We start from the raw sequence: 22,914 nt of genomic DNA on the forward strand, positions 1-22,914 counted from the left end.
CTCCCCGGCCCATTCCCCCTGCATGCCTACAAGACTGGCCCCAACTCCACCGAGCCGGGGCCAGAACCCGAGATTTTCAGCAGCCTTCTAGGCCGATGACAAAGGTGTGCCGTCGGTGAAGGGTAGGGCTCGCCTCCGGGGGGAAGGACTCTCTCCCCGTGGATTGAAGCGGCGATGTCTTCCCGTGCGGGAAGGGCGGGAAACCGCGAACGGTACGGCGTAGGGAGCACGCGGGGCTCGGGGGAACGGGGGAGCGGAATGGAGCAGGACGCTACGCGGATAGCGCGGGTGCGGTTGCCGGACGGTACACCGGTGTGGGCGCGGATCTCGGGGGCCGAGGAGCTGACCGCGCCGTCGGGCGAGTTGTCGTTCACGGACACCGGGTTCGCGGAGCGCGTGGAGGCGACCGTCGAGAGTCTGAACTCGCTGGTCGGCGGGGTCGCGCGGTCGCTCGCCGAGCCGTTGCGCGCGGTGCGGCCCGACGAGGTGAGCGTCGAGTTCGGGATCGAGCTGACCGCGAAGGCCGGCAAGGTCGTCGGGCTGCTCGCGGACGGTGAGGCGAAGGCGGCCATCACGGTGACCCTGAGCTGGAAAGGCGGCGGCCCACCCGAGCCCGGCATTCCCGACGGTCCCGAGGGCTCCGGCGCATCCCGCGGCGCCCCGGTGCACGGGGGCGCCCAGGGAGCCGGGGCCGGGGGCGCGGAATGACCGACCGGCACGACGGGGGCGCATCCGGCGGCTGGGATCCGGCCCACCACGCGCTGCGTGAACTCGTGATGGCGGCCACCGTACGCATCCATCGCACCGGTGTCGGGTATGCCCCGGAGGAGTCCGGGGCGTTCCTCGGCAGTGGCTTCTTCATCGCGCCGAACTGGGTGCTGACCTGCGCCCATGTGATCCACGGCGGGGAAGGGGGCGAGGTCACGGTGGTCTATCAGCCCGGTCCCTTCGAGGAGCCCTGCGCGGTGCCCGGAAAGGTCGCGGCGACCCTCCCGGAGCACGTCGACCGCCCCGTCCAGGGCAGCTGGCCCGCCCCGGACCTGGCGCTCGTCCGGTTGCGCGAGCCGGTGGACCACGAGTGCGTGTACGTCTCCGAGCGGCCGATGCCGCACTACACCGAGGGCCGGGTGTTCTACGCCGGCTGGGCCCCCTTCCAGGGCGAGCCGCAGCCGCTCGACGGCTTCCTGACCGTGCACGGAACCATCGGCGGCTGGTCGACGGGCGCCCAGATGCGCCTCGGCGAGAACGACCTGCCGCTCGGCGTCTCCGGCGGGCCGGTGATCGACCCGGTGCGCGGCGAGGTCGTCGGCGTGCTCAAGTCACGCGCGGACCACGGATCGGGCGGCACGTCGATCGGGATCGAGCGGCTGCGCACCCTGCCCACGGCGCCGGGCGACCGGCAGCACGACCTGTACCGGCACGGGCTGCGCCACCACGACCCGTACCAGCACGACCTCTACCAGGCCGTCTGCCACGCCCACGACCGCTACCACCGCGACCGCCAGCAGCCCACCGACTCCGGGCGCCCCACCTGGGCCGACCTCCAGGCCGAACTCGGCGCCCGCCCGGGCCGCACCCTGAGCCCGGACGAGCGGGCGGAGTTGCTCGGCCGGCTCGCCGATCTGCCGCCGCCGGACAGTACGCGCGGCCTGCTCGACATCCTCCACTCGCTGCCGAACTTCCGGCTGCCGACCCTGTCACCGGCACCGCGCGGCTGGCGGGACGGCCTCGGCGCGCTGTACGAGAACGCGCGCAACGACGGCGCGCCCCGGCTCGTCGTCGAGTACGCGATGCGCGTCATGACCGCCGAGCGCCCGGTCACGCCCTTCGTGCTCGACGCCGAACAGGCACTGTGGGAGTGGATCAAGCAGGCCGCGACCCGGCTGGACAGCGACTACCGCAGTGAGCTGGCCCGCAGGCGCGCCCAGCACCTCGGCGACCGGCTGCGCGAGCGGACCGGCCGCGACCGTGACGACCACCGGACCGGTCGTGACCGTGGCGAGCTGTGGACCGGTCGTGACCGTGGCGAACACCGGACCGGTCGTGACCCTGGCGAGCTGCGGACCGGGGGCGCGGCGGGGGAGCAGGGCCGGGAGCATTCACCGGGCACCGCGCATGACCAGTCCGTCCTGCTCGAAGTGGAGCATCTGGCCTGGAACCGCGGCCACTGCGACTGGTCGGTCGCGGTGGTGCGGGCCGACGGCGAGGCGACCCGGCTCGACGACGGGCAGTGCGCCCCGCTCGCCGACCTCGCCGCCCATGTCGCCGAGCCGCTCGCCGAGGCCTTCCGCCGCTGTGACGAGCCCGGACGGCCCGTCCCGCTGCACGCTGCCCTGCCGCATCTGCTGCTCGACCTCCCGGTGGACGAGTGGCGGCTGCGGCCCGGCGCCGACCCGCTGGGCGTCGAACGGCCGGTCGTGGTCCGCTGCAAGGACCGCGACCAACTGCCGGCGGAGGCCGACTGGTACGAAGGTGAACTCCCCGGTGACGACCAGGAGTCCGACCGCCGTGACCGCTGGCACCGGGTGCACGACGGGCGCGAGCGGGCCGAGAACCGCGCCAGGGCCGAGATACTGGACTGCGACGACGCGGTGCGCCGCCCCGTGTCGGACGTGGCCGCGCTGCGCGACCTCGCGCCCGGGACCGTCCCGGTGCTGTGCCGCCAGGGCGACCGGCGCTACCCGGACGACGCCACCGCACTGGGCCGGATCGTCCGGGCGGGGTACGGGGTGGTGCTGTGGCGCCGCTGGAGCCGCCAGACCGACTCCGTGTGCGGGGAGTTCCACCGGGGCGCCAGGATGACCGTCTACGACGCGGACGGCGCCTGGGCGCTGCCCGAATCGGTGCACAGGTTGCGCAAACACGTGCGCGAGGGGCTCACGGAGGCGTTCTGGGCCAAGGACATCGCCCTCCTGTACGACGACCCGCACCAACCCCTGCCCGGTACGGGCGACTTGCTCCAGGCGCCGTGAACTCGCGCGCCCTGTGTGAGGCCCTTACGGGGTCTCCTGAAGGTCGATAACGTGATGCACGTTCGATGGCTGCCGTGGGGACCGGACGGACGAGTGACGACGAGGACCGGACATGACCGAATCCAGTGAGTGGCTCATCTACCGAGGCGCCGGCGAACCCCACGACGGCATGAACAGGCTTCCCTCGCCGCCCCCTTGGCGGGACTTCTCAGGCCGGGACGCGGCCGACGGCGGCGACGGCTCCCGGGACCGCAGGCTCGGCGCCAACCGGCATCTGGCCGAACTGCACCGGCCCGGCGCCGAGGAGCTGGAGATGATCAACGCGGCGCTGTATCTGCGCCGCCCGCTCCTCGTCACCGGCAGCCCCGGCGCGGGCAAGAGCACACTGGCGCACTCGGTGGCCTACGAACTCGGTCTGGGCGACGTCCTGCGCTGGTCCATCGTCAGCCGCTCGGCGCTCCAGGACGGCCTCTACCACTACGACGCCATCGCCCGGCTCCAGGACGTCCAGATCGCCGCGCAGGGCGATGGGGGCACCTCCCGCTCGAGCGAAGCCGAGAGTGGGGGAGGCGCGGCCGGCGGCACCCCGGGGGCCGTGGAGGCGATCGGCAGCTACATCCGCCTGGGCCCGCTCGGCACGGCCCTGCTCCCCTCCGACACCCCGCGCGTGCTGCTGATCGACGAGCTGGACAAGAGCGACATCGACCTGCCCAACGACCTTCTGAACGTGCTGGAGGAAGGGGAGTTCGAGATACCCGAGCTCCAGCGGATCGCCGACCGGCTGCCGGACGGCGAGGCCGAGGTGCTCACCGCCGACGGCACGAAGGTCCGGGTCCGCGACGGCCGGGTGCGCTGCCGGGCCTTCCCGTTCGTGGTCCTCACCAGCAACGGCGAGCGGGACTTCCCCGCCCCGCTGATGCGCCGCTGCATCCACCTCGAACTGGACCGCCCCGACCACAACCGTCTCGCCACCTTCGTCCGCGCCCACCTCGGCGATGAGGCGGCCCGCGCGGGCGACGACCTGATCGGCCGGTTCCTGGAGCGCTCCCGCAGCGAACTGCTGGCCGCCGACCAGCTGCTGAACGCCATCTATCTCACCGACGCGGCCGCCCCGCCCAGCCGCGACCGCCTCGCCGACCTGCTCATCCAGCGGCTCGACCGCCCGAGGTGAGCCGCTGATGCCGGACGCAGCGCCGCGACACGGCCCCCTCCCACCCGACCCGCACCGGGCCCCGGTCGGCCCCGGTCTGCCCCCCGGCGACCAGGCGGCGGCCCCCTCGGACGTGCCCAAGCCGGCTGCGAGGCCCGACGGGGCGCCCGGGCGGGATGGCCTTGGTGCTGTTGAGGGGGTGCCTGGGCGGGAGGGGCCTGGCGCTGTCGGCGGGGTTCCCGGGCGGGATGGCCTTGGTGCTGTTGAGGGGTTGCCTGGGCGGGAGGGGCCTGGCGCTGTCGGCGGGGTTCCCGGGCCGGATGGCCCTGGTGCTGTTGAGGGTGCGCCTGGGAGGGAGGCCACCGGCGCTGTCGGCGGGGACTCCTGGCCGGGTGGCCCCGGTGCTGTCGGCGGCGGCTCCGGGCCGGGTGGCCTCGCGGGTGGTGACCCGCTGGCCGAACTCGTGCGCCGGCTGCGGGAGGTCGGGCTCGACCCGGATACCGAGGGGCTGAGCGACGCCCTCTGGCTGGCCCGGTGGGCGCGGCCCGCCGTCGGGGTGGAGGAGGAGCAGGCGGTCCCCGGGCCCGCCGGTGGCCTGCCGAAGGGGACCGCCGTACCGCCGAGGGATCCGCGGGGGGACACCCCGTCCACGGCGGGCGCGAGCCGGCCTCCGCGGCCGGCACCGGTCGCCTCCGGGGCCGGCGAAGCCGATCGCCGTGCCTCCCTGTACGCCGTGCCGCGGCAGCACGGTGCCGGGCACAGCGGGCGGGCCGGCCGGATCACCGGGCTGCCGGTCGGTGTGCCCGCCGCCCCCGCGCTGCCCGCCCCACTCGAACTCCAGCGCGCCTTACGGCCGTTGCAGGCCTACCGCAGTGCCGCGCCGCCCCTGCGCACCGCCCTGGACGAGACGGCGACCGCAGAGCACAGCGCGCGCGTGGGCGGCCTGATCCTGCCCGTGTACCGCGCGGTGACCCGGGGCGACGCCCGGCTCCAACTGGTCCTGGAGGCCTCCCCGTCGATGCGGGTCTGGGGCCGCATGTTCACCGAACTGATCCAGATCTTCGGCCAGTTGGGCGCCTTCGGTGACATCCAGATCAGCCATCTGCACACCGGCCCCGACGGCGAGGCGGCGGTCAGCCGCAGCGCGGACGTGCACGCGGCCCCGTTGCACACCGCCGACCGCCTCAGCGACCCGACCGGACGTCGTATCACCGTCCTGATCAGCGACTGCGCCGGTCCGCTGTGGCACAGCGGCCGCGCCCACCGGCTGCTGCACCACCTCTCCCGGCAGGCCCCGGTCGCCGTGCTCCAGCCGCTGCCGCAGCGGATGTGGAGCCGCACCCGGCTGCCCGTGACCTACGGCGAGCTGAGCCGCGGCGAGACGCTGGGCGGCGCCACCGCGCTGCGAGTGCGCACCCCGGCCGGTACCCCGTCGGGCGGACCGCGGGGCGCCGTACCGGTGCCGGTGCTGCCGCCCGAGCCGGTGGCGCTCGGGGCGTGGGCGAGGCTGCTGTCCGGGGTCGGCGCCGGGCCGGTGGCGGGCGCGGTGGGCTGGGTGCGCGCGGACCAGCCGCCCGCGCAGGCCGCGGGCGCCGGGCGCCCGCTGTCGCCGATCGAGCGGGTCAGCAGGTTCCAGTCCGTCGCCTCCCCGAGCGCCGGCCGGCTCGCCGTCTACCTGGCCGCCGCCCCGCTCTGCCTGCCGGTGATGCAACTGGTCCAGCGGACCATGCTGCCCGACTCCGGCCCCTCCGAACTCGCCGAGGTCCTGCTCGGCGGCCTGGTCACCCGGGCCCGCGAGGACCACGTCGATCAGCACGCCGACGGCACCCAGTGGTACGAGATGGCCCCCGAGGTCCAGGAGGCCCTGCTCTCGGCGCTCGGCCGCGACGAGGCCCTGCTCGTCCTCAAGCACTGCTCCGAGTACATCGAGCAGCGCTTCGGCAAGGGCGGCCCCAACTTCCCGGCCCTCGCCCTCGCCCAGCTCGGCGACGGCGGCTCCGGACGGCCGTACACCCCGCCGGGCACCGGCTACCCGGCGCGCAACGGTGACAACGGCGACGCGACCCTGGTCCCGCAGCCCTTCGCCGAGGTCGCCGCCCGCGTACTGGAGCGCTTCATGCCGCTGCCCGAACAGTTCCGCCTCTACGGCGGCCGCGACACCACCGTACGACCGGGCGAACACCGCACCCACCAGGCGGTCGACCGGGCCCGCGGCCTGCTCGCCCGGTTCGACGCCGAGGGCATGGTGCAGGACCTGATCGACGCCGTGCAGCTGCTGCGCGGAGCCACCGAACACGAGGAGCCCGTAGGGGCGGACCCGGAGCTGTGGGCGGAGTACGCGCACTGCACCCTGCGCCTGTGGGAGGTGCAGGGCGGCGCCGAGCTGCTGCGCGAGGCCGAGGAGGCGGCGGAGCGGGCCGTGGCCCACCCGCACGCCCGGCGCGAACGGGCCGTCCTGGCCCGGGTGCTGCGGGCCGCAGCCGCCGACCGCAGGCGGCGCGGCGACCGGACCGGCGCCCTCGACCTGCTGCGCCGCGCCGACCGGGAGTACGCGGTGGCCTGCGGCGCCCCCGACCTCGATCAGCGGGAGGCGCTGCGGCTGACGTTGGAGCGGGTCGGCGCGCTGGAGGCACAGTGGAGCCTCGGCGGCGACAGCGCGCTGCTGCAGAGCGCGGTCGGCATGCTGGAGGCGTTCGCCGACGCCTGGCCGGACCGCCGGCACCGCCCGCCCGAACTGCCTCGCGCCCACGGCCGGATCCTGCTGCGCCTCTCCGACGCGACGACCGACCCCGAACAGGCCCGCGGCTACGCGGAGCAGGCCTCCCGGTCGCTGCGCGACGCCCTGGAGGCCGATCCGGAGGCCCCGGACCGGGTCAGGGTACGGCTCGACCTGGTGGACGCCCTGCTGCGCGCGGGCGCCGCCCTGGACGAGGCCCAGGACCGGGTCGACGAGGCACTGGCCGCCACCCGCAAGCGCGGCCAGCGAGCCGCCCTGCATCTGCGGGCCGGGCGCATCCGGGTCGCCCGGTCCGCCGAGACCGGCGACCCGCGCGAACTCCAGGAGGCGGCCGCCTCATTCGCGAGTTCGGCGGCGGAGATGCCGCGGGACGACCCCGAGTACCCGCAGGTCCTCGCCGAGTGGGGTGAGGCGCTGCTGCGCCGGGCGGACTCGGAGAGCGGCGACCGCGCGTGGGCGCCGCTGTCGCAGGCGATCCGGGTGCTGCGGGACTGCCGCCGGGAGACCTCCACGGGCAACCGGGAACTCGGTCACCGGCTGCTGCTGCTCGGCCGTGCCCTGATCCTGCGCTACCGGCTGCGCGGCGACCGCGTCGACCTCCGGGAGGCGGAGTACCTCTTCGGGCTCGCGGCGGACGCGGCATCCTCCGCGGACGACCCGCTGTTGGCCGCCCGCTGCCGGCTGGATCTGGGGCAGGCGCAGTACGAGGCCTACCGAAGCCTGGGCCGTCCGACCCGGCTCGACGAGGCGGTGGACGCGTTCCGGCTTGCCGCCGAGTCGGCCCGCGAGGCGGAGGAGGAGGCCCGCACCGAACGCCGCCGCCAGGAAGCGGTGGTGCTGGGTGCTCAGGCGCACCACTGGCGGGGTATGTCCTACGAGGCGGCCGCACGTCCACGGGCCGCTCGCGAGGCCTACCGGGCCGCCCGCACGGAGTGGTCGCGGCTGCCGGAGGGCACGCTGGGCATGGGGGAGCCGACGGCGCACGACACGGCGGAGCGGCTCGCGGAACTGAAGTGACCGCCACCCACGGATCGGCCGAGGGAGAGGAACGGGGACATGAGCGGACGGGACGAGGCGTCGTCGGTGACGGGTGAGCCGTTGCCCGAGCTGCTGGACCTGGACCTGGAGGAGCTGAGAACCGTTCAGCATCCGGTCCTGCGCGAGGTGCTGGACGGCCTGCGCGAACGGGCGGAACGGCCGAGCGAGATGCTCTGGGGCTTCAACAACGCGATGTGAACCACACGGAGCGTGCGCTGTGCGCCACTTGGCGCAGTGAAAGGCGGTCGCATTCGGTCAAAGGGCATCAGAAATGGGCGACTTCGATCGCGTCGGGTTTGCGTCCGTTCTCCGACCGGGAATGCGGCCTGATACGGGTGGAAAGGCGTACGGCATGGGGGTGCTGGAGTGTCTACGACCGGTCACCCTTTCCGCCAGTTCATCGTGAAGGTGCACGGCCGCTGCAACCTGGCCTGCACCTACTGCTACCTCTACGAGGGCCCGGACAGCACCTGGCGTGCCCGCCCGGCCGCCGCCCCACCCGCCGTCCTGGCCCGCACCGCCGACCGCATCGCCGAACACGCCCGCACCCACGGCCTGACCACGGTCTCCCTGGTCCTGCACGGCGGAGAGCCGCTGCTGGCGGGCGCCGACACCCTCGGCCGCTTCACGGACGCGGTACGCGCCCGCGTCCCCTCCGGATGTGCCGTCCGCGCCACCGTCCAGACCAACGCCACCCTGCTCACAGAGGACCGCCTCACGATCCTGGCCCGGCACGGCATCCAGATCGGCATCAGCCTTGACGGCGGCCGTTCCCGGCACAACGCGCGTCGCGTCGACCATGCCGACCGCCCGTCCTGGCCCACCGCGGTGCGCGGGGTGCGCCTGGTCGCCGACCGGTTCCCGGAGTCGTACGCCGGCATCCTGACGGTCGTGGACCCGACGCTGGACCCGGTGGAGACGTACGACGGTCTGCTGGAGCTCCGCCCGCCGGCACTCGACCTACTGCTCCCGCACGGCAACTGGTCGGCACTGCCACCGCATTGGGGCGATACTGCCTACGGCGACTGGCTCTGCGCCGTCTTCGACCGCTGGTGGTCGGCCGGACGACGGGAGACCCGGGTACGGCTCTTCGAGGAGTGTCTGGCCCTGCTGGTGGGGCTGCCGGCGGCCACCGAGTCCCTCGGGTTGGCCCCCTTCGACGCGCTCGTGGTGGAGACGGACGGGTCGATCGAGCTGGTCGACTCGCTGAAGTCGGCGTACGAGGGCGCCGCGTGGACCGGCCTGGACGTCTTCCGACACACATTCGACGAGGCGTTACGGCACCCGGGGGTCGCGGCCCGGCAGGCCGGCGCGGCGGCCCTGGCGGACGACTGCCGGGCCTGTCCGCTGCTGGCCGTATGCGGCGGCGGCCACTACGCGCACCGGTACCGGGCCGGACACGGCTTCCGCAATCCCTCGGTGTACTGCGCCGACCTGGAGCGTTTCATCCGACATGTGGCCGGCCGGCTCGCCGTGGAAGCGGCACCCGCCCCGGCAGCTCGCGAAGGGGGCACCCCGTGATGTTTCCGGCGGTCCCGGGCCCGGCCCTCGCCGAACTCGGGCGTACGGAGGGCGGCGCCGACACGCTCGCCCTGCTGGTCCGGGACCAGGACACCCGGCGGCTGCTCCTGCTGCGCGCGGTACTGGACGCGGCGGAGGCGGCGGACCCGGCGCTCTGCCCGCCGGTGGCGAAGGCCAGGCTGCGGGAGGACTGGGCGCTGCTGGCGGCGGCGGACCGGGCCGCCCCCTCGGGCTCGCCGGCCCGGACCAGACTTCGCCATCCGCTGCTCGGCCCCTGGGCCCGCCGCTGCCTGACCGGCCTCGACCCTCGCACCGGCCCCCGGACCGGCGGACAGCGCCGTGAACTCGCCCTCGATATGGCCTACTTCAGTGCGGTAGCGGCGGTGGCCGCGGCCCGCGCCGGAATCCCGTTCACGACTGAGCTCACCGCCCGGGACGGGATCCTGGTCCTTCCGTCGCTCGGTGCACTGCGGACCACGGAGCTCGGCAACTCGCCGGTCCAAGTGACCTACGAGAAAGGACATATGACTTGCGGTCAGGTCACCGTCCATCTGGAGAGCGACAACGGCGCCTGGTCCGGCTCGCGCTCCTGGACCTCGGCGTACGCTCTGCCCGGTCTGGTTCCCGGTGCCGCGCCCATGCCCTTGGAGGATCTCGACCCCTACCGCGTCCCGCCCCACGAACCCGACCACTACGCGCTCAGCGGCCCGGCGGCCCCGGACGACGCCGAACGCAAGCGGTGGCTGCAGAGCTGGTCCGGCACGGCCGCCGCGTTGCGCACGGGCGGCGAGGGCCGACTCACGGAGGCGCTCGCGCTGCTGCGCTGTCTGGTGCCCCTGGAGATGCCGCCGGGAGCGGGCGGCCGGGGCAGCTGCAGCGGCACCCGGCGGGAGGCGTTCGGCGCGTTGCTGAGCAGCGCCCCGGTGACCCCGGTGGCCTTCGCCGCTACCCTCGTCCACGAGCTCCAGCACACCAAACTGGCCGCGCTGAGCGAGATGGTGGAGCTGCACCGGGCGGGCCCGGCGGCCCGTTACTTCGCCCCCTGGCGCCCGGACCCCCGCCCGTACGACGGCCTCCTCCAGGGCGCTTATTCCCACCTGGCTCTCGCGGACTTCTTCCAGCGCCGGGCGCTCACCGCGGAGCGGGCGCGGAGCGAGGGCGCGTGGGCGCAGCACGCGCGCTACCACGCCCAGGTGGGGGCGGCTCTGCCCGCGCTTGTCGCCTCGCCCGAGCTGACGGCGGTGGGACGGCGGTTCGTTGACGAGATGGCTGCCGCCCATGAACGGCTCGCCGCGCATCCCGCGCCCCCAGGGCATACGGCGCGCGCGCAGGCGTACGTGAAGGCGGTACGCGCGCTGTGGACACAGCGTCAGCCCCGTAGGGAATCGCACTGAAATGACGACTTCTCAGGCCCCGCTGCGCGAAGATCGACGAGTCGAGGTGTTGGTTCCGAAGTCGCCGGACTCCCCAGGGCCGCATCGAGGTTCTAGGATTTTATGACTACGCGTGGAGGCCGTCGCATGTCTGAAACTCGTACGCCGGTCAGGGCAACCGAGAGGGGGGCCGCGAGGCAGACCGTCACGATCAGCTTCGCCGGGTTCAACCGGGCCTGGGCGGCGTGGATCGGGGACAGGCTGGAGCGGCGGGGTGTCCGGGTCGTGTACGTCCGCTGGGACTCCCCGGCGGAGGAGACCCTGGTGGACCTCCTGCGCGGTCTCTCCCTGGCGGAGGGCCGGGTCCTGATCCTGGTCAGTGAACGGTACTTCCAGATGGGCCCCCGGACCTTCGACGAGTGGAATGCGGCGCTGCAGGAGGTGGTGGCGCCGGACCGCTCCCGGTTCGCCGCCGTGTCGGTCACCAACGCGTCCGTGCCCTCGGCCATCGCCGTGCTGGCGCCGGTCGATCTGACCAACATGGGCGAGGACGAGGCGGAGCGGCGACTGCTGGACAGGCTCGACCTGCCGACCGACGCTCGTCCGTCGGTGGACAGCTCTCGCGGCCCCCGCTTCCCCGGCGCGTTGTCCGAGGTATGGGGCGGCGTACCGCGCCGCAACACCCGCTTCACGGGGCGCGAGCCGCTGCTGAACGACGCGTACCACTTGCTTCAGGGCAGCGAGTCGGGCGCTGGCGTGCTGACGCTGCACGGCATGTCGGGGGTCGGGAAGACCCAGCTGGCGGCCGAGTACGTGTACCGGTTCGGATCCGAGTACGACGTGGTGTGGTGGGTCAACGCGGAGAGCAGGGTCACCTACCGCCGCGTACTGGCCGAACTCTCTTCCAAACTCGGCCTGGCCACGGGTGACGAGTACGGAGAGCGGCTGCGTGCCGTTCGTGATTCGCTGCGTCGGGGCAATCCTTTCTCCCGCTGGCTGCTGATCCTGGATGGCGCGGACGAGCCCGACCAGATTTGGGACCTCGTCCCCACCGGCCCTGGGCACGTGATCATCACGTCCCGCAACCCGGAGTGGGGCGAGCACAACAGCAAGCTGCTGGAGATCGGGGTCTACGCCCGCGACGAGTCGGTCGCCTTCATCCGGCGGCGCGCGCCCCGGCTGACGGAGCCCGAGGCCGACCAGCTCGCCGAGGCGCTGGAGGACCTGCCGCTGCTGCTGGACCAGACCGCGGGCTGGCTCAACGATTCCGACCTCTCCGTCGAGGACTACATCGCCCTGCTGGAGGACGGCGTCGACCCGGACGTCGTCAAGGTGTCGGCGGACTTCCCGCTGGCCTTCCAGACCGCGTGGGCGATACTGCTGAACAAACTCCGCGAGACCGTTCCCGAGTCGGTCGACCTGCTGCGGCTGTGCACTTTCTTCGCGCCGGGCTTCATCCCCGTACGCATGCTGAGGGAGAGGCCGAACGACGACCTGCCGGAGCAGCTGTCCAGGCTGTTCGACGATCCACTGCTGTGGAACAAGGCGATCAACCAGTTGCGGCAGTACTCAGTGGTGCGCCTGGAGTCCCACGAGATCGGTTCGGAGGAGACCCTGTCCTCCGGTGATTCGGTCTACCTCCACCGGATGGTCCACCAGATTGTCGGCAAGGACATGCCGGAGGAGAAGCGGCGGGAGTTCATCGACGTGGTGCGTCGAGCACTGGCCGAGGCCGACCCCGGCCGTCCGACCGACCCCCGCAACTGGGAGGCGTACGCGGAACTCGTGCCGCATCTGAAGTTCGCCGACGTCCTCAACAGCAAGGAACGCAAGGTCCAGAGCCTGGTCCTCAACTGTCTGCGGTACATGACGTTCGCGGGGGAGTACACCTCGGGCTGGAAGCTCGGTCGGCGGACCGTGAACGCCTGGCGCGAACTGCTGGGCGAATCGCATCCGCGGGTGTGGGAGGCCACGCACCACTACGCCAACCTGCTGCGGTCGGCAGGCCGGTTCGAGGAGACCGAAGCGATCGACCGGGAAGCCATGGAACATCTGCGCCGGGAGCGCGGCGACCAGGACCTGGACTACCTCCGGGCGGCCAACGGGCTCGGGGCCGACCTTCGCGAACTGGCCCGTTACCAGGAGGCTCTTGAGCTCGACGACTGGCTCTACCCGGCTTACCGGCAACTCCTCGGCGACCAGGACTCCCGGACCCTCAACGCCCTGAACAACAAGGGTTACACCCTGCGGCTGCTGGGCCGGTACGAGGAGGCCAGGAAGACCGACCAGGAGACCCTGGAGACACGCCGCCTGGTGCTGACGGGCGGGCATCTGTGGACGCTCTTCTCCGAGGTCTCCTACTCCATCGACCTCAGGCTGCTCGGCCGTTACGCGGAGGCCGAGTCCATGCAGTTGAGGAACGTGCGCGAGTACCAGAACGTCGGCGGCAAGGGCAATCCGGACGCCCTGCGCGCCGAGCACAACCTGGCACTCTGCCAGTTGCGGAGCGGGGACCGAGCCGCTGCGGGGGCGTTGCTCACCCAGGTGCTGGAGGGGTACGAGCGCAGGCTCGGCGAGAACAACCTCCGTACGTTGTCCGCCGCTGTCAGTCACAGCTGCTTCAACCGTGAGCACGGTGACATCGACCTGGCCCGCGAGACCAGTGAGTCCGTCCTGGCCCGGTACGAGCAACTGCTCCCGGAAAGGCACCCGTTCATCATCGGCGCGCGTGCCAACCACGCCATGATCCTGCGCAACGTCGGCGAGCGCGAGTACGCGCACGTCCTGATCGAGCAGGCGCTCGCCGACATGGCGGCGGCCGTGGGCGAGAACCACCCCTACACGCTCGGCTGCGCCCTCAACGCCACCGCCCTGCGCAACCTGATCGGTGAGACGGAGTCCGCCGCCGAACTGAGCAGGATCACCATCGCCCGGGCCACCGAGACCCTCGGCCGTACCCACCCGTTCACCCTCTCCGCCCGGGTCGCCTACGCGGCCGACCTGCGCGGGCTGCGCTCCCGGCAGCAGGCGGAGAAGACCGAGCAGGAGGCCCTGGCCGACCTGGAGACGACCCTGGGCAAGCAGCACGTCCACACCATCTCCGCCCGCGCCCGCAACCGCCCGTACTGGGACTTCGAGCCCCAGGCGAGCTGACCCACACGCCGAAGGGCCCGGCCCCCGCGACGGGGGCCGGGCCCTTCGGCGTGCTGATCCCGAGGCCTACGCCTCGAACACCTCGCGCACCAGCTGCTCCTGCTCCGCCTGGTGCCGCTTCGCGGAACCGACGGCCGGGGAGGAGCTGTGCGGGCGGGAGATGCGGCGCAGGCGTTCGCCGGCCGGGATGTCCGCGCCGACCGCCAGGTCCAGGTGGTCGATCAGGTTGAGGGCGATGAACGGCCAGGCGCCCTGGTTCGCCGGCTCCTCCTGGGTCCACAGGTACTTCTCGGCGTTCGGGTACTTGTTGACCTCGGCCTGGAGCTCCGCACCCGGCAGCGGGTACAGGCGCTCGAGGCGGATGATCGCCGTGTCCGTGACACCTCGCTTCTGCCGCTCGGCCTCCAGGTCGTAGTAGACCTTGCCGGTGCAGAAGACGACCTTGCGGACCGCGTTCGGGTCGACCGAGGTGTCGCCGATGACCGGGCGGAACTGCCCGCTCGTGAACTCCTCCGCCTTCGAGGCCGCCGCCTTGAGGCGCAGCATCGACTTCGGGGTGAAGACGACCAGCGGCTTGTGGTGCGGGTTGTGCACCTGCCACCGCAGGAGGTGGAAGTAGTTCGAGGGGAGGGTGGGCATGGCCACCGTCATGTTGTTCTGCGCGCACAGCTGGAGGTAGCGCTCGATGCGGGCCGAGGAGTGGTCCGGGCCCTGGCCCTCGTAGCCGTGGGGGAGGAGGAGGGTGACGCCGGAGGTCTGGCCCCACTTCTGCTCGGCCGCCGAGATGTACTCGTCGAGGACCGACTGGGCGCCGTTGGCGAAGTCGCCGAACTGGGCCTCCCACATCACCAGCGCGTCCGGACGGGCGAGCGAGTAGCCGTACTCGAAGCCCATCACCGCGTACTCGGAGAGCAGCGAGTTGTAGACGTTGTAGCGGGCCTGGTCCTCGGACAGGTACAGCAGCGGGGTGTAGTCGGCGCCCGTCTCCCGGTCGATCAGGACCGCGTGGCGCTGGCCGAAGGTGCCGCGCTGGGAGTCCTGGCCGGAGAGCCTGACCGGGGTGCCCTCCATCAGCAGCGAGCCGATGGCCAGGGTCTCGCCCATGCCCCAGTCGATGGTGCCGTCCTCGATCATCGCCGCCCGGCGCTGCAGCTGCGGCAGCAGACGCGGGTGGACGGTGAAGTAGTCCGGGATGTTGACCTGGGACTCGGCGATCCGCTTGAGGACCTCCGTGGAGATCGCCGTCGGGACGGCGATCGGGAAGCCGTCCTGCGGTGCCTGGGCGTCCGCGACGGCCGGCTGCGAGGTGGCCTCGCGGACCTCCGTGAAGACCTTCTCCAGCTGGCCCTGGTAGTCCTGCAGGGCCTGCTCGGCCTCTTCCAGGGTGATGTCGCCGCGACCGATAAGGGACTCGGTGTAGAGCTTGCGCACCGAGCGCTTCTTGTCGATCAGGTCGTACATCAGCGGCTGGGTGAAGGCCGGGTTGTCCGACTCGTTGTGACCGCGGCGGCGGTAGCAGATGAGGTCGATCACCACGTCCTTGTTGAACGCCTGGCGGAACTCGAAGGCCAGCCGGGCGACGCGGACGACCGCCTCGGGGTCGTCGCCGTTGACGTGGAAGATCGGGGCCTCGATCATCCTCGCCACGTCCGTCGCGTACATCGACGAGCGCGAGGACTCGGGGGCCGCGGTGAAGCCGACCTGGTTGTTGATGACGATGTGGACCGTGCCGCCGGTGCGGTAGCCGCGCAGCTGCGACATGTTCAGGGTCTCGGCCACCACGCCCTGGCCCGCGAAGGCCGCGTCGCCGTGGATCGCCACCGGCAGCACCGTGAAGTCCGTGCCGCCCTTGTTGATGATGTCCTGCTTGGCGCGGGCGATGCCCTCGATGACCGGGTCGACCGTCTCCAGGTGGGACGGGTTGGCGGCCAGCGAGACCTTGATCTGCTCGCCGTCCAGGCCGGTGAAGGTGCCCTCGGCGCCCAGGTGGTACTTCACGTCGCCGGAGCCGTGCATCGACTTCGGGTCGAGGTTGCCCTCGAACTCGCGGAAGATCTGGGCGTACGACTTGCCGACGATGTTCGCCAGCACGTTCAGGCGGCCGCGGTGGGCCATGCCGATGATGATCTCGTCGAGGCGGGACTCGGCGGCCGAGTCCAGCACCGCGTCGAGCAGCGGGATGACGGACTCGCCGCCCTCCAGGGAGAAGCGCTTCTGACCGACGTACTTCGTCTGCAGGAAGGTCTCGAAGGCCTCCGCCGCGTTCAGGCGGCGCAGGATCCGCAGCTGCTCCTCGCGCTCCATCTTGGAGTGCGGGCGCTCCACGCGGTCCTGGATCCACTTGCGCTGCTTGGGGTCCTGGATGTGCATGAACTCGATGCCGGTGGTGCGGCAGTACGAGTCGCGCAGCACGCCGAGGATGTCGCGCAGCTTCATCATCGACTTGCCGGCGAAGCCGCCGACCGCGAAGTCGCGCTCCAGGTCCCACAGGGTGAGGCCGTGCTCGACGATGTCCAGGTCGGGGTGCTTGCGCTGCTTGTACTCCAGCGGGTCTGTGTCGGCCATGACGTGGCCGCGCACCCGGTAGGAGTGGATCAGCTCGAAGACCCGGGCGGCCTTGGTGACGTCGTCGTCGTGCGAGGCGTCGATGTCCTTGAGCCAGCGGACCGGCTCGTAGGGGATCCGCAGGGCCTCGAAGATGTCGTCGTAGAAGCCGTTCTCGCCGAGGAGAAGGTTCGCGACCGAGCGCAGGAACTCGCCGGAGGCGGCGCCCTGGATGACCCGGTGGTCGTAGGTCGACGTGAGCGTCATGACCTTCGAGATGCCGAGCTTGTTCAGGGTGTCCTGGCTGGTGCCCTGGAACTCCGCCGGGTAGTCCATGGAGCCGACGCCCATGATGACCGACTGGCCGGGCATCAGACGCGGGACCGAGTGGACGGTGCCGAGGCCACCGGGGTTGGTCAGGGAGACCGTCACACCGGTGAAGTCGTCCATCGTCAGCTTGTTGTCGCGGGCGCGACGGACGATGTCCTCGTAGGCCTGCCAGAACTCGAAGAAGTTCAGCGTCTCGGCCTTCTTGATGGCCGCGACGACCAGCTGGCGGTCGCCGTTCGGCTTCACCAGGTCGATGGCGAGGCCCAGGTTGACGTGCGGCGGCTTGACGAGGGTCGGCTTGCCGTCCTTCTCGCCGAACGACCAGTTCATCGACGGCATGGCCTTGATGGCCTGCACCATCGCGAAGCCGATCAGGTGCGTGAAGGAGATCTTCCCGCCCCGGGCGCGCTTCAGGTGGTTGTTGATGACGATCCGGTTGTCGAACAGCAGCTTCACCGGGACCGCGCGGACCGAGGTGGCCGTCGGCAGCTCCAGCGAGGCGTTCATGTTCTTCGCGACGGCCGCGGCCGGGCCACGCAGGGTGACCAGCTCGGGACCCTCGGGCGCAGCGGCGGCGGGCGCGGCCTTCGCGGCGGCGGCAGCGGCCGGCTTGGCGGCGGCCGGAGCCTGAGCGGCAGCGGCGGGCTTGGCGGGCGCCGGAGCGGGCGCTGCGGCCTTGGGAGCGGCCGGGGCGGCCTGAGCAGCCGGGGCGGGTGCCGCCGGCGCTTGAGCGGCGGGAGCGGGCGTGGTGGGCGCCGGCGCGGCCGGAGCCGCGGCCTGCTGCGCCTGCGGTTGCGCGGGCGTCGTGGTGCCCGCGGCCCCCGCGGCCGCGGTACCCGCCGGAGCCGAGGCGGCGGGCGCCCCCGGCTTGTAGTCGGCGAAGAAGTCCCACCAGGCACGGTCGACCGAATTCGGGTCCTGGAGGTACTGCTGATAGATCTCGTCGACGAGCCACTCGTTCGGTCCGAACGCGGCTGCGGGATTCTTGCCCGCTTGGTCTGCGTCGGTCGAGATGCTCGAGTTACTGGGGGACTGTGGCGACACGGCGGCAACCGCCCTCTTCCGCTTCACAAGGTGATGGACAGCGGGAATTAAGGCTACGCCTCCAAGACCGTGAAGGTCAGGTCGGGCCGGTTCATCGTCGTGTAAGTCACATCGAAAACTGCGTTTCGGGGCTTGAAATGGCGGGAAACAAGCGTGGTTCCGCTGTGAGAGGACTTAATCGGGCATGGCTCCGCCACGCCGATGATCACCTCACCTCGGCGCCCGTCGCGACGTGCGCGGAGGCCGCACCTGATCACACGTGCCCGGCTGCGCGGACGCCCGTGCGGCCCCAGGTGGATCTTGAGGCTCCGGACCGAACTTTACGTCAACTTGGCACGGATGAAAGTCCCGGGAGGGTGACGATGATCCTGCAACCCCGATCGGATTCGGCCACGCCGATCCGGCCGCCGTGCAGATCCACCGCCCACCGGGCGATCGCCAGGCCAAGACCCGTACCGCCGTCGCTGCCGGGCCCGTGCGGGCGTCGTACGGCTCCCCGGTTGAAGCGCTCGAAGACGCGGTGCCACTCCGAACGCGGAATGCCGGGGCCCTCGTCAAGCACCTCCAGCTCCAGCGACTCCGGCTGCAGGCCGCGCCGCGCCTTCAGGGTCACCCGGCCGTGCGGCGGGCTGTGCTTGACGGCGTTGTCGATGAGGTTCGCCACGACCTGGTGGATGCGCTCCGGATCGGCGTGCGCGGTCAGCTCCGGCGGGGAGACGTCCAGGTGCAGATGGACGTCCGTACGGGTGTGGCTGCCGGAGTTCGAGGCGACGCCGCGCGCCCCGGCGACCATGTTGGCCTCCTTCAGCACGCCCGAGAGGTACGGCCACACCTCGAAGCGGCGCTGCCGCAGCGGTACGACGCCGTTGTCCAGGCGGGAGAGGTCCAGCAGGGTCTCCACGAGGCGTCCGAGGCGTTCGGTCTGCTTGAGGGCCGTACGCATGGTCTCGGTGTCCGGCTCGGCGATGCCGTCGACGACGTTCTCCAGGACGGCCCGCAGACCCGCGATGGGGGTGCGCAGCTCGTGCGAGACGTTCGCCACCAGCTCCTTGCGCTGGCGGTCCTGGGCCTCCAGCTCGTCGGCCATGACATTGATCGTCTCGGCCAGGTCGCCCAGCTCGTCCCGGCGGTTCTCGCGCACCCGCCGCGTGTAGTCGCCCTGCGAGATGGAGCGGGCCACCGCGTTCATGTCGTCCAGCGGCGCGGTGAGCGAATGTGCCACGAACTGCGTTATCAGCAGTGTGGCGATCATGGAGAAGACCGTGATGAAGCGCAGCTCCGTCTTGGTGTGCACCGCGATCATCGAGAGACCCGTGGTGATCAGGACCGAGACGACGACCAGCGCGCCCAGCTTGGTCTTGATCGAGAACGGGCGTACGGCCCCCCAGGGCTCTTCCCCGGGGCCTCTCGGTCGGGCCGGCCCCCCGCTCATGGCGTCGGTGTCTCCAGCGCGTAGCCCACACCGTGCACGGTGCGGATCCGCTCGGCGCCGATCTTCCGGCGCAGCGCCTTGATGTGGCTGTCGACCGTGCGGGTGCCCGAGGCGTCCGCCCAGTCCCACACCTCGGCGAGCAGCTGCTCACGGGAGAGCACCGCGCGCGGGGTGTTGGCCAGGCACACCAGCAGGTCGAACTCGGTCGGCGTGAGGTGCACGTCCTCACTGCGCACCCGCACCCGGCGCTGCGCGTGGTCGATCTCCAGCTCACCGAGGCGCAGGATGCCGGACCGGGGCGTGGAGGCCGCGATGGCCGCCCGCTCCACCCGGCGCAGCAGGACGTGCACCCGGGCCGCCAGCTCCCGCATGGAGAACGGCTTGGTCATGTAGTCGTCGGCGCCGACCCCGAGGCCGACCAGCATGTCGGTCTCGTCGTCGCGCGCGGTGAGCATCAGCACCGGCACCGGCCGCTGGGCCTGCACACGACGGCAGACCTCCAGACCGTCGAAGCCGGGCAGCATGATGTCGAGGATCAGCAGATCGGGCTGCCAGGCCTCGGCGGTGTCGACGGCGGCCGGCCCGTCGCCCGCTGTTTGCACGAGAAATCCCTCGGCGCGCAGGCGGGCCGCGATGGCGTCGACGATCGTGGGGTCGTCCTCGACGACCAGAACCCGGCGCTGGGCGCCCGGAGTGGCCGTCGGCGCGCCGTTGTGGGAGGTGTGTGTCTGCTCCATCGCCCGCCCCTGTGTGCTTTCCGGAACCAGTGGGGTGATCCCATGACTGCGATTGACGCTTGAATGATCCGCGTCAGGGATGCACATTACGGGGACAGGCGGCGCACTCGCTATCCAGGGCGGACGGCAAGGTGAACGACGTCCGGAACGCCCCGGGCAACCGGGATCTCTTCGGTACGCACCTGTTTGAACCCGGCATTCCGCAAGGTTTCTTCGAATTCGGCGGAGGGCTGCGCGGACCATACGGCGAGCACCCCGCCCGGTCTCAACACCCTTGCGCAGCTTGTGAGTCCGCTCGGCGAGTAGAGGCCCTCGTTGCCCTTGTCGACGGTCCAGCCGGGCCCGTTGTCGATGTCCAGGCACAGCGCGTCGAATGTGTCGGAAGTCTCATTGACGTACGCGAGGAGATCGTCCTGGACGAGCACTGTGCGCGGATCGGCGAACGCGCGCGCGGAGAGCGGGGACAGCGGACCGTCCCGATGCCAGCCGACGACCGCGGGTTCCCGCTCCACGACCGTGATCCGCCCCCAGCGGGGATCCCGCGCGGCGTGCGCGAGCGAGAACCCGACACCGAGCCCGCCGATCAGCACCGCCGGCTCCGCCCGCCCGTCCAGGGCCTCCCGGGCGGCGTCCACGAGCAGCCGCTCCGAACGGCCGTCGGAGGTGTCCATCAGGAAGCAGCCGTTGGCGATGATCTGCAACAGTCCGCCGTGTCGGCGCAGGACCACCTCGCCGTACGGCCCTTCGCGCCGGTCCAGGACCACGGGAGGGCCGTCGGCCACGGAAGTCGCGCCAGTCATCTCCGCCATGTCGGCCATCCTGCCTCAACAGGGCTTTGCGGCCACGCGAATTACGGGCGTCGGACGGTCGCACGGGTGTCACTCGTTCGAGGGGCCGCCCGGCGCTTCGCGCCCGCCGGTGGCCGCGGGTGACTCATATGGTTCCTCTCGACCCCTCATGCTTCTTCAGATAATCCTGTGAATCGCTCCCCGTGTGGCCTCGGTCATAGACAGCGACTCCAGGGACCGCGAAGGGTGGAGCGAAACGGAAGGAGCGCCTCACCGTGGAACGGACCGCGAGGGCCGCATCGACGCCCGCGCCCGAGCCCCTTCCGGCCGCGGAGGTCGGTGCCCTGCTGGACGGTGTGCCCCGCCAGCGCGGCTCGGTCGCCGCCCCGAAGACCCCGCGCCCCGCCCTCCGGGTACGCCCCCTCCGGGTGCGCCCCTGGCGGTTGCTCCCCAGCCCCACCGGCACCCCGGTCACCTTCACCTACACGGCGATCCTCACGCTGACCTCGCTCTTCGCCGGTTACGCCAGCCCCGGCCTCCTGCACTCCGTCTACCAGGACTCCAGCACCGACGTCGCCCACCTCCTCCGCACCCCGGTCTTCGTCCTGCTGGCCAGCGCGCTGTGGATCGCGGGCGGCCTCCTCTCCCCGTACGCCCTCGCCTTCGTGCTCGTCCTGACCGCACTGGAACGGCGGATAGGGGGCGCCCGGGCGATCCTCGTCTTCCTGGGGGGCCATGTGCTGGCCACCCTCGCCACCGAGGTCCCGGTCGGCCTCGCGGTCCTGGCCGGCCACCTCCCCGGCACCTCCCTGCACCGCCTCGACTACGGCATCAGCTTCGGCGTGGCCGCCAGCATCGGCGCCCTCTCCGGCCTGCTCACCCCCTGGGTGCGCTGGCCCCTGCTCGCCCTGGTCGGCTACAGCCTCCTCACGGACCTCATCGCCTTCGAAGACCCGATGACCAACTGGGGTCATCTGATCTCGCTGGGCATCGGGACGGCACTCTGGCCGCTGGTACGGCGCTGGTACCGGGAGCGGCACCAGGCCCCGGTCCCGGCCGGTGTCACCGCCGCGTAACCGCGCGGCGTCCAGCGCGTCGAGGGCCCCCCGGAGCACCATCCCGCCCCCGGCCTCGCAGGCGCCGCGCACGTCAGCCGGACGGCGTCCAGACGTACGGGGTCGTTGTCGTCACCGCCGTGAAGCCCAGGCGCCTCAGGATCGGGCAGCTGTCTGCCGACGCGTCCACGTGCAGGTAGGACGCGCCCAGGGCCGCCGCTCGGGTCGCTCGTAGGGCGACCAGCGCGCGGTAGATGCCCTTGCCGCGCCACTCAGTCAGCGTGGAGCCGCCCAGCAGCGTGGCGAACCGGGTGCCCGTGCGGAAGGCCACCCAGGCCGCCGATACGACCTTCCCGGCCGCCTCCGCCACATACACCTCGTTGCCGTCGGGCTCCACCGCCAGCCGTCCCCGCAGGTAGTCGGCGACCCATGTCATGTCCTGCCCCCACACCGCCGTCTCCAGTGCCGCGATGCGGCCCAGGTCCGCGTCCAAGGTGACCCTGCGCAATGTCACCCCGGGAGGGAGGGTGGGAGCCGGCCCGGCCAGGTCCGCGACCTCGGCGATCACCACCGTCTCCGCGTCCTCGGGCACGAAGCCCGCCGTACGCAGCCGGTCCGGCAGGTCCGCCGGGACGTCGTGCCCCCGCGTCTTCCACTCCACCGCCTCGCCGCGCGCCGCGAAGAAGTCCCGCTGCCGGGCGATCAGTGCGTCCAGCTCACGGCCGCGCACGCCGCCCCAGTCGCGCGGTCCGGTCACGAAGCCGCGGTGCTGGCCCACGACGCGGAGCACCGGGCCGTCGTGCTCGTAGGTGACCCAGGGCGCCGGGTTGGGCTGGACGGCGCGCATCTCGGTGTCGTAGGCGGCGAGCAGGGTCGCCGCGAGGTCTGTGTCGGTCACCGGCCGACCGTACGGGGAATGCACCCGCGCGGCTCAACTGTTTTCCCTCCGCGGGCCCCTGTTCCGCCAGGTCACCACTCGATCGCTCAGAGCGAACACGCCCCGGGGAACATTCCGAGGCTCATGTGCATTGAGTCGGCAT

At 71.9% G+C, this 22,914-nt stretch carries 14 protein-coding genes; 9 read left to right on the forward strand and 5 right to left on the reverse strand.

The window, feature by feature from the left end:
* The first annotated feature begins 258 nt into the window (after positions 1-258).
* The 8 genes from ABTY98_RS39600 (at position 259) to fxsT (ending at position 13,944) form a co-directional block, all read left to right on the forward strand.
* Positions 259-708 carry a CU044_2847 family protein gene (locus tag ABTY98_RS39600; protein ID WP_352226008.1) on the forward strand — a complete coding sequence of 150 codons (450 nt, stop codon included), beginning with the start codon at positions 259-261 and terminating at the stop codon, positions 706-708.
* Complete coding sequence (locus tag ABTY98_RS39605) at positions 705-2,972, forward strand: VMAP-C domain-containing protein (RefSeq protein WP_352226009.1); 2,268 nt, start codon at positions 705-707, stop codon at positions 2,970-2,972. The genes ABTY98_RS39600 and ABTY98_RS39605 overlap by 4 nt, the downstream gene beginning before the upstream one ends.
* Before the next feature lie 112 nt (positions 2,973-3,084).
* Positions 3,085-4,143 carry an AAA family ATPase gene (locus ABTY98_RS39610; protein WP_352226010.1) on the forward strand — a complete coding sequence of 353 codons (1,059 nt, stop codon included), beginning with the start codon at positions 3,085-3,087 and terminating at the stop codon, positions 4,141-4,143.
* Positions 4,144-4,585: 442 nt separating this feature from the next.
* Positions 4,586-7,876, forward strand: coding sequence for an SAV_2336 N-terminal domain-related protein (locus ABTY98_RS39615; RefSeq protein WP_352226011.1), 3,291 nt, complete (start codon positions 4,586-4,588; stop codon positions 7,874-7,876).
* Between the two features lie 39 nt (positions 7,877-7,915).
* Positions 7,916-8,095 (forward strand): FxSxx-COOH cyclophane-containing RiPP peptide, encoded by a 180-nt coding sequence (fxsA, locus tag ABTY98_RS39620; RefSeq protein WP_352226012.1) that lies wholly within the window; start codon positions 7,916-7,918, stop codon positions 8,093-8,095.
* 168 nt (positions 8,096-8,263) lie between these two features.
* On the forward strand, positions 8,264-9,418 hold the full coding sequence (locus tag ABTY98_RS39625) for an FxsB family cyclophane-forming radical SAM/SPASM peptide maturase (RefSeq protein ID WP_352226013.1): 1,155 nt from the start codon (positions 8,264-8,266) through the stop codon (positions 9,416-9,418).
* Positions 9,418-10,812 (forward strand): aKG-HExxH-type peptide beta-hydroxylase, encoded by a 1,395-nt coding sequence (locus tag ABTY98_RS39630; protein WP_352226028.1) that lies wholly within the window; start codon positions 9,418-9,420, stop codon positions 10,810-10,812. Before ABTY98_RS39625 ends, ABTY98_RS39630 begins: the two co-directional genes overlap by 1 nt.
* A gap of 126 nt (positions 10,813-10,938) precedes the next feature.
* Positions 10,939-13,944 (forward strand): FxSxx-COOH system tetratricopeptide repeat protein, encoded by a 3,006-nt coding sequence (gene fxsT, locus ABTY98_RS39635; protein WP_352226014.1) that lies wholly within the window; start codon positions 10,939-10,941, stop codon positions 13,942-13,944.
* Between the two features lie 66 nt (positions 13,945-14,010).
* Here the strand turns inward: fxsT and ABTY98_RS39640 are convergent, their stop codons facing one another.
* From ABTY98_RS39640 to ABTY98_RS39655, 4 genes are all read right to left on the reverse strand, one after another.
* Positions 14,011-17,862, reverse strand: coding sequence for a multifunctional oxoglutarate decarboxylase/oxoglutarate dehydrogenase thiamine pyrophosphate-binding subunit/dihydrolipoyllysine-residue succinyltransferase subunit (locus tag ABTY98_RS39640; RefSeq protein ID WP_352226015.1), 3,852 nt, complete (start codon positions 17,860-17,862; stop codon positions 14,011-14,013).
* A gap of 325 nt (positions 17,863-18,187) precedes the next feature.
* Positions 18,188-19,294, reverse strand: coding sequence for a HAMP domain-containing sensor histidine kinase (locus ABTY98_RS39645; RefSeq protein ID WP_352226016.1), 1,107 nt, complete (start codon positions 19,292-19,294; stop codon positions 18,188-18,190).
* Positions 19,291-20,031: a response regulator transcription factor gene (locus ABTY98_RS39650; RefSeq protein ID WP_352226017.1), complete on the reverse strand. Its 741-nt coding sequence runs from the start codon at positions 20,029-20,031 to the stop codon at positions 19,291-19,293. Before ABTY98_RS39650 ends, ABTY98_RS39645 begins: the two co-directional genes overlap by 4 nt.
* A 110-nt stretch (positions 20,032-20,141) precedes the next feature.
* Entirely contained in the window at positions 20,142-20,831 is a 690-nt protein-coding gene (locus ABTY98_RS39655; protein WP_352226029.1) for a spermine/spermidine synthase domain-containing protein, read from the reverse strand.
* 263 nt (positions 20,832-21,094) lie between these two features.
* On the opposite strand from ABTY98_RS39655, the gene ABTY98_RS39660 reads away from it, so the two are divergent.
* Positions 21,095-21,895: a rhomboid-like protein gene (locus tag ABTY98_RS39660; protein WP_352226018.1), complete on the forward strand. Its 801-nt coding sequence runs from the start codon at positions 21,095-21,097 to the stop codon at positions 21,893-21,895.
* 73 nt (positions 21,896-21,968) lie between these two features.
* Here the strand turns inward: ABTY98_RS39660 and ABTY98_RS39665 are convergent, their stop codons facing one another.
* Complete coding sequence (locus ABTY98_RS39665; RefSeq protein WP_502994469.1) at positions 21,969-22,772, reverse strand: GNAT family N-acetyltransferase; 804 nt, start codon at positions 22,770-22,772, stop codon at positions 21,969-21,971.
* Between the last annotated feature and the right edge of the window lie 142 nt (positions 22,773-22,914).

The organism is Streptomyces sp. NPDC096040, assembly GCF_040303265.1.
Lineage (GTDB): Bacteria > Actinomycetota > Actinomycetes > Streptomycetales > Streptomycetaceae > Streptomyces.

Bases quoted from the DNA above. Each gene is read 5' to 3' on its own strand.
- ABTY98_RS39600 (WP_352226008.1), top strand. From the start codon at position 259: ATGGAGCAGGACGCTACGCGGATAGCGCGGGTGCGGTTGCCGGACGGT.
- ABTY98_RS39605 (WP_352226009.1), top strand. From the start codon at position 705: ATGACCGACCGGCACGACGGGGGCGCATCCGGCGGCTGGGATCCGGCC.
- ABTY98_RS39610 (WP_352226010.1), top strand. From the start codon at position 3,085: ATGACCGAATCCAGTGAGTGGCTCATCTACCGAGGCGCCGGCGAACCC.
- fxsA (WP_352226012.1), top strand. From the start codon at position 7,916: ATGAGCGGACGGGACGAGGCGTCGTCGGTGACGGGTGAGCCGTTGCCC.
- ABTY98_RS39630 (WP_352226028.1), top strand. From the start codon at position 9,418: ATGTTTCCGGCGGTCCCGGGCCCGGCCCTCGCCGAACTCGGGCGTACG.
- fxsT (WP_352226014.1), top strand. From the start codon at position 10,939: ATGTCTGAAACTCGTACGCCGGTCAGGGCAACCGAGAGGGGGGCCGCG.
- ABTY98_RS39645 (WP_352226016.1), bottom strand. From the start codon at position 19,294: ATGAGCGGGGGGCCGGCCCGACCGAGAGGCCCCGGGGAAGAGCCCTGG.
- ABTY98_RS39650 (WP_352226017.1), bottom strand. From the start codon at position 20,031: ATGGAGCAGACACACACCTCCCACAACGGCGCGCCGACGGCCACTCCG.
- ABTY98_RS39655 (WP_352226029.1), bottom strand. From the start codon at position 20,831: ATGACTGGCGCGACTTCCGTGGCCGACGGCCCTCCCGTGGTCCTGGAC.